Origin of the sequence: Microbacterium sp. PI-1 (genome assembly GCF_004337555.1) — a bacterium.
In the GTDB taxonomy this organism is placed as follows: Bacteria; Actinomycetota; Actinomycetes; order Actinomycetales; family Microbacteriaceae; genus Microbacterium; species Microbacterium aurugineum.
On record NZ_SJYZ01000014.1, the window covers coordinates 1 to 14,691 of the forward strand.

Here is a 14,691-nt window from a genome sequence, read left to right on the forward strand (position 1 = left end):
CCCCGCCTTCTCGTCGAGACCCCGCCCTGGGGGCGACAACGGCCGGGGGTCTCGGCGGGAGAGGGGGGTCTCGGCTAGCCCTTGACGGCTCCCCCCAACCCCGCCGAGCGCAGGAACACGGATTGGAACAGCAGGAACATGCCGATCGGGATCAGCGTCGCGATCGCCAACGCTGCCAGGAACACGTCGAGCTCGGTCTGCGACTGCACGGCCGGAAGACGGACCGACAGCGGCTGCACCGACGGATCCGGCAGCACGAGCATCGGCCAGAGGTAGTCCTTCCACGCCGCGATGATCGCGAACACGGAGACCACGCCGAGGATGGGCTTCGACATGGGCAGCACGATCGACCAGAACAGGCGGAAGGGGCCGGCACCATCGGTCCGCGCCGCCTCGAACACTTCGCGGGGCAGGCTGTCGAAGAACCGCTTCACCAGCAGGATGTTGAACGCGTTGGCGCCCATGGGCAGCCAGACCGCAAGGTAGTTGTTGAGCAGGCTCACCTCCCCGAGGAGTGGTGGGTGGACGATCGTCAAGTACAGCGGCACGAGCAGCACGATGCCCGGGATGAACAGCGTCGCCAGCACCAGCGCGTTCAGGATCGGGGCGTACCGCGGCCTCAGCACCGAGAGCGCATAACCGCCGGTGGTCGCGATGAGCAGCTGGACGAACCAGGCGCCGAGCGCGATGATCACCGTGTTGAAGAAGTACTGATCGATGTGTATGTCGTTCCACGCAGTCGACAGGTTCTCCCAATCGGTCCCGTTCGGCCAGAGCGCGAACGGCTGCTGCAGCGTGTCCTGCGTCGGCGTGACGGCCGACTTCGCCAGCCACAGAATCGGCCCGAGTCCGGCGATCACCAGCCCGACGGTGAGGAACACATGCGTGAGCGACATGCCGACGCGGACGCCACGCCGCCGCCGCTCCGAGTCCGAGATGACGGTGCGGTCCCCGACGCGATCGGCGGCCTTCTCCGCTGCCTTCTCCGCCGCACGGGTCGAGAGGCGGGTGGTGAGACTCATGTCGTGCTCCAACGGTCGGTCAGCCTGAAGTACAGCCAGGAGAGCAGGGCGAGGACGATCGCGAGCAGGACCGAGACGGCCGTCGCCTCTCCGTAGTCGCCGCCCAGACTGTTGCGGAAGGCCTTGTCGTAGATGTACAGCAGCACGGTCTTGGTCGCCCCGGCAGGGCCGCCCCCGGTGAACAGGAACGGTTCGAGGAAGACCTGAGCTGTCGCGATGATCTGCAGGATCAGCATGATGAAGAGGATGCCGCGCAGCTGCGGCAGCGTGACGTGCCAGATCTTCTTCCAGATTCCGGCACCGTCCACCTCGGCGGCGTCGTAGAGCTCGGGCGGCACCCCGAGGAGCGCGGCGAGGTAGATGATGATCGAGCCTCCCGCTCCGGCCCAGGTGGCTTCCAGCACGAGGGACGGCATCGCCTGCACGGCATCCTGGATCCACGGTTGCGGGGGGATGCCGACATATCCGAGCACGGTGTTGAACACACCGGAAGGGTCGGCACTGTAGAAGAACTTCCACAGCAGCACGGCGACCACGGGCGGGATCACGACCGGGAGGTAGGCGAGGGCCGAGTAGATGCCTTTGCCGCGGCGCACCTCGCTCATCAGCACGGCCATCAGGAGCGGCAGCGGAAAACCGAAGAGCAGAGCGAGCACAGCGAACCACAGCGTGTTGATCACGGCCCGACCGAGTTCCGGATCACCGATCACCGCGACGTAGTTGTCGAACCCGACCCATTCGGAGACGATCAGGTTCGTCTTCTGCAAGCTCATGATCACGGACTGCACGATGGGCGACCACGAGAAGAAGACGAACACGAAGAGCATCGGGAGCACGAACAGGAGGTTCGCGAGCCCGCCGCCGCGGAACCACGTGAGCGGCGAGCGGCGACGGGAGGTGCGCACAGCGGGCGGCGGAGAATCCTCCACCGCCGCCCGCTGCTCGGAGAGCGTCATCGTCATGAAGCGTTACTCGTCGAGCTTCGCCTGTGCATCGGTCTGCGCCTGAGCGAGCAGCGCCTCGATGTCGGCGTTCTGATCGGTGAGCACCTTCTGCACGACGGTGTCGAGGAGCGCGTAGACCTCCTGGGTCTTCACCTTCGGCTCACCGACCGGCGTCTGATCCCAGATACGGTCGCTGAACGGCGCCATCTGTTCGACGGGCACGTTGATGTAGTCGGCGATCCACTCCTGCGACTCGTCGTACAGCTCGCGGCTGAGTACCGGCAGGAGCGGGGTGCCGACGGCCTGGCCCGACTCGTTCAGGGTCTTGGCGTCGAGGACGGCGGCGTCCTCATCCATCAACTTCTGCATGTAGTACCAGTCGATCCACGTCACCGCCGCCGCCTTCGTCGCGTCGTCGACCGTGGGACTGATCACCGCGATGTCACCGCCGCCGAGGGTCCCGGGGTCGTCGCCCTCCATCGGCACGACGGTCATGCCGTAGATCGACGGCTCCATGCCGAAGTCGCGGACGAGAGCGGTGTAGATGTCGGAACCCGACGTGTACATGCCGATGTTGCCGGCCGCGAACTCCTGGTTGATCGTGCCCCAGTCGAGGTCGACCTTGGAACCGAACGAGCCGTCCTCCCACTTCACATCGTGCAGGAACTGCAGCGCGGCCGTGGTGGCGTCGTTGTCGATCGTCGACTCCGCCGTGCCGTCGCTGTTGTCGGTCTGCGTGCGACCCCCGCGCGCCACGGTCTGCGAGGTGAGCTGCCAGCCGCCCGTGTTGTTGATCGCCATCTGCGCGTAGCCGGCTTTGCCCGTCGCGTCGGTGATCGCCTTCGCGGCCGTGCGGATCTCGTCCCACGTCTGAGGCGGGTTGTCGGGATCGAGCCCCGCCGCCTCGAACAGGTCCCGGTTGTAGTGCAGCGCTGCTGCGTAGGCCTGGCGCGGGAAACCATAGATCTTCCCATCGGAGCCGGTGACCCCGTCGAGGATGATCGGATTGAACTTGTCTGTGTAGCCGAGCTCCTCGATCGCGTCGGTCACGTCCATCAGCTGCCCGTTCTCGAGCAGTGTCTTGGAGTCGGTGAAAGGCACGGTGAACACGTCGGGCAGGCTGCCACCGGCGAGTTGCACCGCGAAGGTCGGGCCCTCCCACTCGTACTCGACGCCGATGATGTCGATGTCGGGGTGCTCCTCCTCGAACTGCTTCTCCTGGGCGGCGAACGCCTCATAGGCCGCGGCGTCGGCTCCCGGGGGGAACGTGGCGACGCGCAGCTCGGTCTTGCCATCGGTACCGTCATCGCCGCTCGACGTGCAGCCGGCGAGTGCGCCGACCGTGGCGAGCACGGCGACGCCGGCGACCAGGGCTTTCGTTGGTGACTTCATTGTCAGTCCTTCCATGTGATGCGGATCGGGTGGTGCAGGGCTACTTGTGCGCTCGCGGAGAGCGCCCGGGAACGGCTCGAAGAGCGAGCCAGGCAGTGGAGTCGGGGGGCAGTGCGCCACCGTCGAGGAGCGTGCTGGCGAGCAGCACCTCATGGTGCGCGGGCAGCGGTACCGGCACCGCGCCGAGGTTGGTGATGCTGACCGTGCCGTCGCCGCGACGGAACCCGAGGACATCGGAGCCGAGCTCGAGCCACTCCAGTTCGCTTCCGGCGAAGTCGTCGATGCGTCGGCGCACCGCGATCGCCGCACGGTAGAGGTTCAACGTCGAGCCCGGGTCGGCGTTTTGGGCCTCGACCGAGAGCCCCACCCAATCGGCAGGTTGCGGGAGCCACGGCGCTCCGCCGAACCCGTAGGGGCTCGTCGCGCCCGCCCACGGCAGCGGCACGCGGCAGCCGTCCCGTCCGGGGTCGACACCGCCGGAGCGGAAGTGCATCGGATCCTCGATCACGTCGAGCGGAAGCTCCACCTCGGGGAGGCCGAGTTCGTCCCCTTGATAGATGTAGAGGCTCCCGGGGAGGGCGGCGACCAGCAGCGCCGCGGCCCGCGCTCGACGCGCTCCCCGCTCCACGTCGGTCGCGGTGCCGCGCCGCTTGCGCTCGAAGGCGAACGAGGAGTCCGCCTGCCCGTAGCGCGTCACCGGACGCGTCACGTCATGGTTGGAGAGCACCCACGTGGCCGGAGCTCCGACCGGCTCGTGCTCGGCAAGGGTGCGGGTGATGGAGTCGCGCATCGCCCGCGCGCTCCACGGCTGCGTCATGAACCCGAAGTTGAAGGCCGTATGCATCTCCCCCGGACGCAGATAGCGAGCGAATCGCTCCGGATCGTCGAGCCAGACTTCGCCGACGAGCACCCGCTCGCCGTCGTACTCGTCGGCGACGGCACGCCAGTCACGGTAGATGTCGTGCAACTCGTCACGATCGATGTGCGGGTGCCCCGCCGTCGGAGTGCCGCCGGCGGGGAGGTCGGGCAGAGCCGGGTCCTTGACCGGAAGGGCGGCGGAGTCGATGCGGACGCCCGCGACGCCCCGGTCGAACCAGAAACGCAGGACGTCCTCGTGCTCGCGGCGCACGTCGACGTGGTTCCAGTTGAGGTCGGGCTGCTCGGGAGTGAACAGGTGCAGGTACCACTCGCCGGGGGTTCCGTCGGGATTGTGCGTGCGCGTCCACGTCTCGCCCTGGAAGCTGGAGACCCAATTGGTGGGGATGCCGGAGCCGTCGGCGCCCCGACCGGGGTGGAACCAGAAGCGCTCGCGCTCGACACTGCCCGGCCCTGCGGCCAGTGCCTGCTGGAACCAGTCGTGCTGGTTCGAGATGTGGTTCGGCACGATGTCGACGATCGTGCGGATGCCGAGTTCGAGCGCCTCCGCGATGAGCTGCTCGGCCTCTTCGAGGGTGCCGAAACGGGGGTCGATGCGCCGGTAGTCCTGCACGTCATAGCCGCCATCGGCGAGCGGACTCTGGTACCACGGCGTGAACCAGAGCGCATCGACCCCGAGGCTCTTGAGGTATCCGAGGCGGGAGCGCACGCCGGCGAGATCGCCGATGCCGTCGCCGTTGCCGTCCGCGAAGCTGCGCACGTACACCTGATAGATGACGGCCGTGCGCCACCACCCCTCACCCGCGGGCATCGTCAGGGTGCGGGTAGGTGCCGCGCTGCGCAGAACATCAGTGTCCACGGAACTCCTCGTCGTCGGGGGGCGATGAGTTGAATGTAGCTTTTCCGTGCTCTTAACGCAAGAAGTAAACGAGATGTTGGAAATTTGCGATACGCTACGGGCGCACGAAGCCGTTCGTCGCGACGCCGGTGCGCCTCCCGGTCAGGCCAGCGGACCCGTCGAAGACCGCAGGACCAACTCCGGCTCGAACAGCAGCTCGTCGCTCGGCCGCGAGGTTCCGGCGATCTGTGCGAGCAGCAGCGCGATCACGGCGCGCCCCATCGACTCGATCGGTTGCCGCACGGTCGTCAGCGGTGGCTCGGTGCAGCTCATCAGCGCCGAGTCGTCGAAGCCGACGATGCTCACGTCACCGGGAACCGCGAGCCCCGCCCGCCGCGCGGCGCGCACCGCGCCGAGGGCCATCGGATCACTCGCACAGACGATCGCCGTGGCTCCGGCGGCGAAGAGCCGCGCCGCGCCGGCCTGTCCCGATTCGAGCGAGTACATGCCGCGCACCACGAGTTCTTCGGACAGCGGCTCACCGAGCTTCTCCAGCAGACGACGCGCAGACTCGAGCTTGCGCTGCGACGGGACGTGGTCGTCGGGCCCCAGGAGGAGACCGATGCGTCGATGCCCGAGCTGATGCACGTGGAGCACCGCCTGTTCGGCCGCCGCCGCGTCGTCGGTCGAGACTGTCGCGAACTGCAGCTCGGGCACGCGGGCGTTCACGAGAACCGTCGGCAGGTTCACCTGGCGCAGCCGCTCATAGTGCTCGTGCGCGGCATCCGCCTGTGTGTAGTTTCCGCCGAGGAAGATCACTCCCGAGACCTGCTGCGCGAGAAGCAGGTCGACGTAGTCCGACTCCGTCACGCCGCCCGCGTTCTGCGTGCACAACAGAGGCGTGTAGCCGTTCTGAGTGAGCGCGCCACCGACGATCTCGGCGAAGGCGGGGAAGATCGGATTCTGCAACTCGGGGAGCACCAGACCCACCAGACGCGCCCGCTCGCCGCGAAGCTTCGTCGGCCGTTCGTATCCGAGCACGTCGAGCGCGGTCAGAACCGCCTGCCGCGTGGCATCGGAGACCCCCGGCTTGTCGTTGAGCACACGGCTGACCGTGGCTTCGCTCACTCCGACCTTGCGCGCCACCTCGGCGAGTCGCTTCGACATGGGGTCAGCTTACGCAAATCCTTGCAAGACTGCGCAAGCGAATTGCACGGAGCGCAGGCGTCTCAGCGGACGTTGCCGTTGGAGCAGGTCGTCTGCGCGGCCGAGTTTCCCTTGATCGAGTCGGGCAACGCCACCACGGTGTCCGGGGTGGCCGTGGGATCCGGCGTGGCCTCGGTGACGGGCTCGGTCGGCTCCTGCACGATTACGCCGTCGTTGCTGGTGTTCTGGTGCGTGATCTGCAGCTGCGCGTTCGCCTCGATCGCATCCCAGAGGGCTGCGGCGGCCTCCTGGTTCGGGACGACCTTGTTCGGGTCGGCGTAGTCCGCCCCGGTCGGGTACTGCACGAAGACGATGTCCTCGAACGGCACCGACTTCACCGCGAGCGCGATCTGCACGAGCGTCATCGGGTTGTTCGCCAACGAGGTGCTGGCTTCCAGATTGCTGAGCGCCGTGTTGGCGAGCTTGAGCATGACCGGGACGTTGCCGAGCACCTCACCACTGATCATCTTGCGGGCGAGGCTCGACATGTACTGCTGCTGGTTGCCGATGCGGCCGAGGTCGCTACCGTCACCGACACCGTGGCGCGTCCGCAGGAACTGGAGGGCCTGCAGGCCTTCGACGGTGTGCGTGCCCGCGGCCATGTCGAGGCCGGTGTAGCGGTCCTTGATCGGGTTGGCGAGGCATACGTCGACGCCGCCGATCGCGTTGGTGATCTCGATCACGCCGCCGAAGGTGACGGAGGCCGCGAACTGGATCTCCTGATCCGTCAGCTCCGAGATCGTCTTGACGACGCAGTTGAGACCACCGTCGGTGTACGCCGTGTTGAGCGGCTGCTTGCTCATCGCCGAGCGGACGTTGCCCTCGTCATCGACGCACTCCGGGATCGGGATCATCAGGTCGCGGGGGAAGCTCACGACGGTGATGCGACGCGGCTCCTGAGAGACGTGCACCAGGAGATTCACGTCGTTGAGGGTGCCGCCGGCATCGCTACCGGTGCACCGCTCGCCGAACAGACCCGCGTACTTCTCTTCGCAGGTGTCGACGCCGGTGAGGACGAGGTTGAAACCTTCTTCATACTCACCGATGTCCGGCGGGACCGCCTCCTGACCCTCGAGGTCGACGGCGTTCGCGGCGACCGTGCTCGAGAAGTCGTAGGCGATGTAGGCCGCGACACCGAACCCACTGACGAGCACCACTGCCAGACCGATCGCGATGAGCTTCAGCAGCTGGTTGACGGGACCGGGGGTCGCCAGCTGACCGTGTCGCGCGACCGTGCGGCGGCGGCGGGGGTTCTCGCTCACTCGGGGCCTTTCGGATTCAGCGCCGGTGAGGGGCCACCGTGCTCAGCTGCGGAGGGTGTGGGATTCGAACCCACGAGACATCTCTGCCCACTGGTTTTCAAGACCAGCTCCATCGGCCGCTCGGACAACCCTCCTCGACAGACGCATCTGTCGACAAGGCGTGAGTCTAGCCGAGTTCTATTCTCCCGCGCTGACCTGGGCGGGTGCTGGAAGCGTGTCGAGGGCCTGCGCCAGTCCGCCGTCCTGCACGTCTGCGGTGACCTCGCTCGCGGCATCCTTCACTTCCGCGGGGGCCTGACCCATCGCCACGGCCCGTCCGTCGAGAGCACGCGCCCAGCCGAACATACCGATGTCGTTGCGACCGTCGCCGGCGACGAGGATGCGCCCTCCGTCGAGTCCCAGTTCGGTGCGCACCAGCTCCAGTGCGGTCCCCTTGTCGACGCCCTGCGGGGCGATGTCCAGCCAGGCCGTCCAACCGATCGCGTACGAGACCTCGTTGAGACCGGCATCCGCGACGAGCCGATGGAAGTCGTCCTCGTCGTGCCCGGGCGAGACGACCACGATGCGTGACACAGGGAGTCGGCCGAGTTCCTCGAAGTCGACCTGGCGACCGCCGTCGAGCGTGCAGTCATCGAGCTGCTCGGTGTACAGCCGCTGCCCGGAAGCGAGCTCGACCATGTACCGGGCCTCGGGGAGGCGGTCGCGCAGCAGTCCGAGAACGGGGGTCGGGTCGAACGTCTCGACGCTCCAGCGCTCCCAGTCGTCTCCGTCGCGACGCATCGTGACCGCGCCGTTGGAGCACACGACATAATCCGCGGTGAGGCCGAGCTCCTCGACGTAGCGCCGCGTCGCCATCCAGCTGCGCCCAGTCGCGATCGTGACCACGTGTCCGGCGTCGCGAACCCGCGCGATCGCTTCGGGAACTCCGGGACTCATGGTCTCGTCCTGCAGCAGGATCGTTCCGTCGACGTCGAGACCGATGAGCCAGGATGCCGTCACCGAGCTGCCCGCCCCTCGTCGAGCGGCCGGATCACGTCGAGGCCGCCGAGGTACGGGCGCAGAACCTCGGGCACCCGCACCGAGCCGTCGGCCTGCTGATGCGTCTCGAGCAGCGCAACGATCCAGCGGGTGGTGGCGAGCGTTCCGTTGAGCGTGGCGACGTGCTGCGTCTTCGCCGCGCCTTCTGACGCGTCGACCGCCGGCCGGTAGCGGACGTCAAGGCGGCGGGCCTGGAACGTGGTGCAGTTCGAGGTCGACGTGAGTTCACGAAACGCGCCTTGGGTGGGCACCCACGCTTCGATGTCGTACTTGCGTGCGGCGCTCGACCCGAGGTCTCCCGCGGCGACGTCGATCACGCGATAGGCGAGACCGAGCGAGGTCAGCATCTCCTCCTGCAGCGCGACGAGGCGAAGGTGCTCGGCCTCGGCATCCTCCGCGGTCGTGTAGACGAACATCTCGAGCTTGTTGAACTGGTGCACGCGGATGATGCCACGGGTGTCCTTGCCGTGGGAGCCGGCCTCGCGCCGGTAGCACGTCGACCACCCCGCGTAGCGGAGGGCGCCATCGCCGAGGTCGACGATCTCGTCCTTGTGGTACCCGGCGAGCGCGACCTCACTGGTGCCGACCAGGTAGAGGTCGTCGTCCTTGTCGAGGTGATAGACCTCGTCGGCGTGCTCACCGAGGAAGCCGGTCCCCTGCATGATCTCGGGGCGCACGAGGGTCGGCGTGATCAACGGCACGAAACCGTTCTGCAGTGCCTTATCGAGCGCGAGGTTCATGAGCGCGATCTCGAGGCGCGCGCCGATGCCACGCAGGAAGTAGAACCGCGCGCCGGAGACCTTCGCCCCGCGCTCCATGTCGATCGCGCCGAGAAGCTCGCCGAGTTCCAGGTGGTCGCGCGGCTCGAAGTCGAAGGCGGGGACGTCTCCGACCCGACGCAGCTCGACGAAGTCGGCCTCACCGCCGGCCGGCACCCCGTCGATCACGACGTTCTCGATCCGGGCGAGCGCAGCGGAGGCCGCGTCGGCTGCGTCGTTCGCCGCGTGCTGGGCCTGCTTGACGCGCTCCGCCAGGTCCTTGGCCTGCGCGACGAGCGCCGCCTTCTCTTCCTTCGGGGCTTTCGCGACCTGCTTGCCGAAAGCGTTCTGCTCCGCGCGCAACTCCTCGAAGGCGGACAGTGCAGCCCTCCGCGATCGATCGGCCTCGAGTGCGACGTCGACGGTGCTCTGGTCGTTTCCACGAGCAGCCTGCGAACGGCGGACGGTCTCCGGTTCTTCGCGGAGGAGTGCGAGGTCGATCATCTTCCAAGTCTACGGTGCGGCGGACGCCACCCCTCGGCCGCACGGATGCGCGCAGTCCGCGAGACCCGGCATCGCGGATTAGAGTAGCGCCATGACCACGCCCGCCCCCGTCCGACGACAGGCGGCACTCGTCTACAACCCGATCAAGGTCGACGGGAAGCACCTCCGTGAAGCCGTGAGGGACCTGTCCCGCGAAGCGGGGTGGGAACACCCGGCCTTCTACCCGACGACGGTGGAGGATGCCGGACAGCAGGCAACTGCACAAGCCCTCGAACGCGGCGTCGACGTCGTCCTGGTGGCGGGCGGCGACGGCACGGTCCGCGCCGTGTCCGAAGCGATCGCGAACACCGGAGTCCCGTTGGCGATCCTGCCCAGCGGCACCGGGAATCTCCTCGCCCGCAACCTCGGACTTCCGCTCGCCGACCCCACGGAGATGATCCGAGCCGCTCTCGGCGGCTTCCGGCACCCGATCGACATCGGCTGGGCGCGCCTGACCAGAGCCGACGGCGAGGAGCAGGAACACGCCTTCGTGGTGCTCGCCGGCATGGGCCTGGATGCGGACATGATCGCGAACACGCGCTCGAACCTGAAGAAGTCGGTCGGATGGATCGCGTACGTCGACGGCGCCGCACGGTCGCTGCCCCGCGCGAAGCCCTTCCGTGCGGTCTACCAGGTCGATGACGGCCGCCTGCATTCGCATCGCGCGTACAGCCTGCTCTTCGCGAACTGCGGGACCCTTCCCGCCGGCATCGCGCTGATCCCTGACGGGTCGATCACCGACGCATCCCTCGACATCGCCGTCATCAAACCCACCGGGGTCCTCGGATGGTTCGCCGTCTGGCGCAAGATCTGGTGGGACAACTCGGTGCTGCGGCGCTTCCGTGCCGGGCGTCGCGTGCTCGAACGTCGCGGCAAGAACGCCTCGGTGCACTACTTCCACGGGGCAGCCGCCGAAGCCGCTGTGCCCGGACCGATCCCGATCGAACTCGACGGGGATGAATTCGGTGAAGCCGTGCGGATCACCTGCTGGGCCGACCCGGGAGCGCTCCTGCTGGCGCTTCCGTCCGGCCACCCGGTGCACATGCTCTGAGACCCACGGCGACGCTACCGGACCTCGACCGTTCCGTCGAGACCGCCGCCGACCAGGGTCAGTGTGAAGGTGCCGTCGTCCTCGACGGTGTCGTCGCCGAACGCGAGCATGGTCGCCCGCGGCCCCATGTCCATCGTGCAGACCTGATCGTCATCGGTGACGAAGGTGGCGGTGCCGGAGGTACCGGAGCCCTCGAGGGACTCCACGACCGGGATACAGCTCGAGGATCCCCAGGTGAGCAGCACGAGAGCACCGTCGTCGAACCAGCCGGCGGTCGGCAGGTACTCGGTCGAGCTTCCAGGCGTTCCTGCGGCAGCGGGGTCGCCGTCGAGGTCGATGTCGTCGGTGAGATCGCCGTAGGTGACGTTCAGGGTGATGTCCTTCGTCGGGTCCACGCCTTCGGGCAGGGCGCCGAGGCTCGCCCGCGGAGCGAGATCGGCCGTGCACGGCTTCTCCGCTTCCGCGGCCGGATCCGCCAGGGTCACGGTCACGGTCTGGCCCTCGCCCGTGACCTGGTCCACCTGCGGCACGCAGGTCGAGGATCCCCACGTGACGACCGCGAACATGCGACCGTCATCGAGCAGGGTGCCCTCCATGTCGTTCTGATCGTCGACGTCTCCGGCGCTCGGAGCCGGTGAACTCGTCGGGGTGTCCGCACCCGGCCCGGCGGTGCACCCTGCGACGAGGAACGCGGCGGCGACGAGGCCGACGACGGAGGCGAGGGGACGCAGCGCGGAGGTCATGCACACAGAGTATCCCGCGCCACGATCACCCGGAAGGCACTCGCGTGCTACTGCAGGGCGGAGGTGAGACGCGCCAGGTTGTCGAGCACGGTGGAGCGCAGCGGCTGCTGCATCCACTCCTCGAGGGTCAGCTCGCGACTGAGCGAGCGGTACTTGTCCTCGACTTCGCGCATCTCGGCGACGAACTCCTCGCCCCGCACCAGCATCGAGACTTCGAGGTTCAGACCGAAGGAGCGCATGTCCATGTTGCTGGACCCGATGACCGCGACCCCGTCGTCGATCGTGAGCGTCTTGGTGTGCAGGATGTACGGCTTGCGATACATCCAGATCCGCACGCCGGCCTTGAGCAGCACCTCGTAGTAGCTGCGTTGGGCGTGGTAGACCATCGCCTGATCGCCCTCCTCCGACACGAAGAGCTCCACGTGGACGCCTCGGTCGACGGCTGCGGTCACCGCCAGCAGGAGCGCTTCGTCGGGGACGAAGTAGGGGCTGACGATCATGATCTTCTTCTTGGCCGCGTACAGCAGCCCGAGGAAGAGCCGGAGGTTGTTCTCGACCTCGAACCCCGGTCCCGACGGCACGACCTGGCAGTCGAGGTCGCCCGAGCCGATGTTCGCATGGGCGATGTCGATCCCCTCGAGGACCGTGTCGGTCTCGCTGTACCAGTCGGCCACGAAGATCGCGTTGACACTCAGCACCACGGGACCGTCCAGACGGACCATGAGGTCGACCCAGTGCAGACCGCGCTTGATGTTCTTCGGCAGGTTGTACGTCGAGTCCGTGATGTTCTGCGAGCCCAGGAACGCGATGTTGCCGTCGACGACCAGGAGCTTGCGGTGATTGCGCAGGTCAGGACGCTGCATCTTGCCCTTGAACGGCTGCACGGGGAGCATAAGATGCCAGTCGGCGCCCATGGCGTCGAGACGGGCGATGGTCTGCTTGTACCGGGGCTTGCCGCGGTTGGCCCAGTGATCGAGGAGGACTCTCACCTCGACGCCACGCGCCGAGACCTCTTCGAGCGCTCGGAAGAAGTTGTCCGTCGACGCATCCGCTTGCAGGATGTAGAACTCGACGTGCACGTACTCCTGAGCGGTGCGGATGGCCTCGGCCATCTCGTCGAGGGACTCCTGGTAGTCCGAGATCAGGTGGGCGCCGTTGTCACCCGAGAGCGGCAGCGCGCCGAGCTTCTGATTCATCTGGACGATGGGCCCCAACCACTCGGGGGCGTTCGGACGCAGAGTCCCGAAGTGCAGGTGCTCACTCGTCTGGGCGATGTATTCGTTGATCTGGTCCTGCTTGCGCCGCCGGGCACGCGGGAGCCGTGGGTTTCCGATCAGCAGGAAGAGGAACACGCCGACGAACGGGATGAAGAAGACCGCGAGGAGCCAGGCCATCGCGGCCGTCGGTCGGCGATTGCGCGGGATGACGATGATCGCCGTCACGCGGATGACGATGTCGAGGGCCACGAGGAAGGCGGCTATCCACCAGCCCCAGGTCTCCGCGGTCATCGTGTCCCCTCACACCGTGGTGACGATCACCTCGGACTCACACCGGAGCCGGTGTGCTGGCTTCACAGTAGCGGATGGGTCGGACTCAGACGCGCGGCGGGAGGCCGCGCGCCGCGCGCTCTTCGGCCTCGATCTGCGCGTGGACCTTGCGCTCTTTGCGATCGAAGCGAAGGATGCCGCGGAGCACGAAGACGAACACGATGCTCACTCCGACGGTCGGCAGGAGAGACCATGCCGCGGCGAGCCAGAAGTTGTCCATCACCCCATGGTACGCGAGCCACTCTTCGTGCACATTCCCGCTCTTTCAGGATCCGCGTCCACAGCCCGCCTCTTCCGCCCTGCGTGGCCACGCGTTCCGCGACACTCTCGGCATGACAACAGTTCTTCGTGCCACCGATTCCGCCGCGTTCCTCGCCCTGGTCCCCCCTCTCGCCGGGTTCACACCTCGTCGGAGCATCGTCCTGCTCCCTTTCTGCGGCGCCCGCACGGAAGGAGCCATGCGGCTGGACCTCCCCGACGACGAGACCGATCTCGAGCACTACGCTCATGCGGCGGTCGGCCTGGCGTCGCGCGTCACCGGCACCGATGCCGTGGCACTCGTGGTCTACACCGACGAGGAGTCCCAGGCCACCCGCGACGGGCTCGTGCTGCCGCACGCCGTGGCCGTCGACGAGGTGCTGGGGTCCGCGGAGGATGCCGGTCTCCGAGTGGTCGACGCGCTCTGTGTGACGCCGTCGGGGTGGTCGAGCTATCTCGACCCGGCGCCGCGTCTCCACCCCCTCGCGGAGGTCCTCCCGCCCGCGGAGGTGCCATCGGTGGGCGATGTCTCCGGGGATCAGTGGGCCGGAGCGGAACTCCCCGTGGTCGACCTCGCAGAGAAGGAAGGGGTCGGGCGAGCGATGCAGGAGCTGACGGCACTGCTCGATCAGGAGGAGACGGGACGCAGCGCGCGTGTGACCGGACGCGAGAACCCCCAGCTGATCGCCGCGCTCGTGCTGTTGGAAGACATCCCGGCGCTCTTCGAGTCCGTGCTCGCGACTCCCGATACGCTCCCGCCGTTCGCGACCGCGACGTTGCTGTGGTGTCTCGAGCGCCCGCTTCTGCGAGATGTCGCGATCGCCCAGTGGGCCACCGACCTCCTCGGCGGCAAGCGCGCCTACAGCGCACAGATGGCCTTCGCGACCAGCGGCGAGATGGTCCCGGACGAATTGGGGCGGTTGTTCCTGGGGCAGGGGCCCGGCCCGGACCCGGAACGGCTTCGCGTCGCCCTCTCGGCCGTCCGCGCGGCGGCCGCACGAGCACCGCGGGCTTCACGACCGGCACCGCTGACGGCGGCGGCGTGGTTGTCCTGGGCCCTCGGCCGGGCCACGCATGCGGGTCACTACCTCGACCTGGTGCGCGAGATCGATCCCGGCTACTCTCTCGCAGCGTTACTGGAGACCATGATCGGCAGCGCCCTGTTGCCGGAATGGGCGTTCCGTCGAGGCCCGGCACGATGAACGCCGGGCCT

13 protein-coding genes and 1 tRNA gene are annotated in these 14,691 nt (G+C 67.6%); 2 read left to right on the plus strand and 12 right to left on the minus strand.

Annotated elements, in window-relative coordinates; genetic code table 11:
- Positions 1–74: 74 nt before the first annotated feature.
- The 9 genes from E0W80_RS12460 to serS form a co-directional block, all read right to left on the minus strand.
- Positions 75–1,022, minus strand: a complete 948-nt coding sequence (locus E0W80_RS12460; RefSeq protein ID WP_131492914.1) for a carbohydrate ABC transporter permease — start codon at positions 1,020–1,022, stop codon at positions 75–77.
- Positions 1,019–1,984 carry a sugar ABC transporter permease gene (locus E0W80_RS12465; RefSeq protein WP_194239344.1) on the minus strand — a complete coding sequence of 322 codons (966 nt, stop codon included), beginning with the start codon at positions 1,982–1,984 and terminating at the stop codon, positions 1,019–1,021. Before E0W80_RS12465 ends, E0W80_RS12460 begins: the two co-directional genes overlap by 4 nt.
- A gap of 6 nt (positions 1,985–1,990) precedes the next feature.
- Complete coding sequence (locus E0W80_RS12470) at positions 1,991–3,358, minus strand: extracellular solute-binding protein (RefSeq protein ID WP_131492916.1); 1,368 nt, start codon at positions 3,356–3,358, stop codon at positions 1,991–1,993.
- A gap of 40 nt (positions 3,359–3,398) precedes the next feature.
- The gene (locus tag E0W80_RS12475) at positions 3,399–5,045 is read right to left on the minus strand and encodes a glycoside hydrolase family 13 protein (RefSeq protein WP_131493014.1); all 1,647 of its coding nucleotides are present in this window, start codon (positions 5,043–5,045) and stop codon (positions 3,399–3,401) included.
- Between the two features lie 189 nt (positions 5,046–5,234).
- Positions 5,235–6,239: a LacI family DNA-binding transcriptional regulator gene (locus E0W80_RS12480; RefSeq protein WP_131492918.1), complete on the minus strand. Its 1,005-nt coding sequence runs from the start codon at positions 6,237–6,239 to the stop codon at positions 5,235–5,237.
- A gap of 62 nt (positions 6,240–6,301) precedes the next feature.
- Positions 6,302–7,540, minus strand: a complete 1,239-nt coding sequence (locus E0W80_RS12485; RefSeq protein ID WP_131492922.1) for an LCP family protein — start codon at positions 7,538–7,540, stop codon at positions 6,302–6,304.
- A 49-nt stretch (positions 7,541–7,589) separates the two neighbouring features.
- Positions 7,590–7,674: transfer RNA gene (locus E0W80_RS12490), tRNA-Ser, on the minus strand.
- A 43-nt stretch (positions 7,675–7,717) separates the two neighbouring features.
- Entirely contained in the window at positions 7,718–8,539 is an 822-nt protein-coding gene (locus E0W80_RS12495) for an HAD hydrolase family protein (protein ID WP_131492923.1), read from the minus strand.
- Complete coding sequence (gene serS, locus E0W80_RS12500; protein ID WP_131492924.1) at positions 8,536–9,840, minus strand: serine--tRNA ligase; 1,305 nt, start codon at positions 9,838–9,840, stop codon at positions 8,536–8,538. Before serS ends, E0W80_RS12495 begins: the two co-directional genes overlap by 4 nt.
- Positions 9,841–9,931: 91 nt before the next feature.
- Here serS and E0W80_RS12505 point away from each other — a divergent pair, with 91 nt between their 5' ends.
- A complete protein-coding gene (locus tag E0W80_RS12505; RefSeq protein ID WP_131492925.1) occupies positions 9,932–10,930 on the plus strand; it encodes a diacylglycerol kinase family protein in 999 nt (332 codons plus the stop codon).
- A 14-nt stretch (positions 10,931–10,944) separates the two neighbouring features.
- Here the strand turns inward: E0W80_RS12505 and E0W80_RS12510 are convergent, their stop codons facing one another.
- From E0W80_RS12510 to E0W80_RS19180, 3 genes are all read right to left on the minus strand, one after another.
- Positions 10,945–11,673 carry a hypothetical protein gene (locus tag E0W80_RS12510; protein ID WP_131492926.1) on the minus strand — a complete coding sequence of 243 codons (729 nt, stop codon included), beginning with the start codon at positions 11,671–11,673 and terminating at the stop codon, positions 10,945–10,947.
- A gap of 47 nt (positions 11,674–11,720) precedes the next feature.
- The gene (gene cls / locus E0W80_RS12515) at positions 11,721–13,181 is read right to left on the minus strand and encodes a cardiolipin synthase (protein WP_131492927.1); all 1,461 of its coding nucleotides are present in this window, start codon (positions 13,179–13,181) and stop codon (positions 11,721–11,723) included.
- Between the two features lie 85 nt (positions 13,182–13,266).
- Positions 13,267–13,440, minus strand: coding sequence for a hypothetical protein (locus E0W80_RS19180; protein ID WP_165875449.1), 174 nt, complete (start codon positions 13,438–13,440; stop codon positions 13,267–13,269).
- Between the two features lie 112 nt (positions 13,441–13,552).
- Here E0W80_RS19180 and E0W80_RS12520 point away from each other — a divergent pair, with 112 nt between their 5' ends.
- Entirely contained in the window at positions 13,553–14,680 is a 1,128-nt protein-coding gene (locus E0W80_RS12520) for a DUF4192 family protein (protein WP_131492928.1), read from the plus strand.
- Positions 14,681–14,691: the final 11 nt, after the last annotated feature.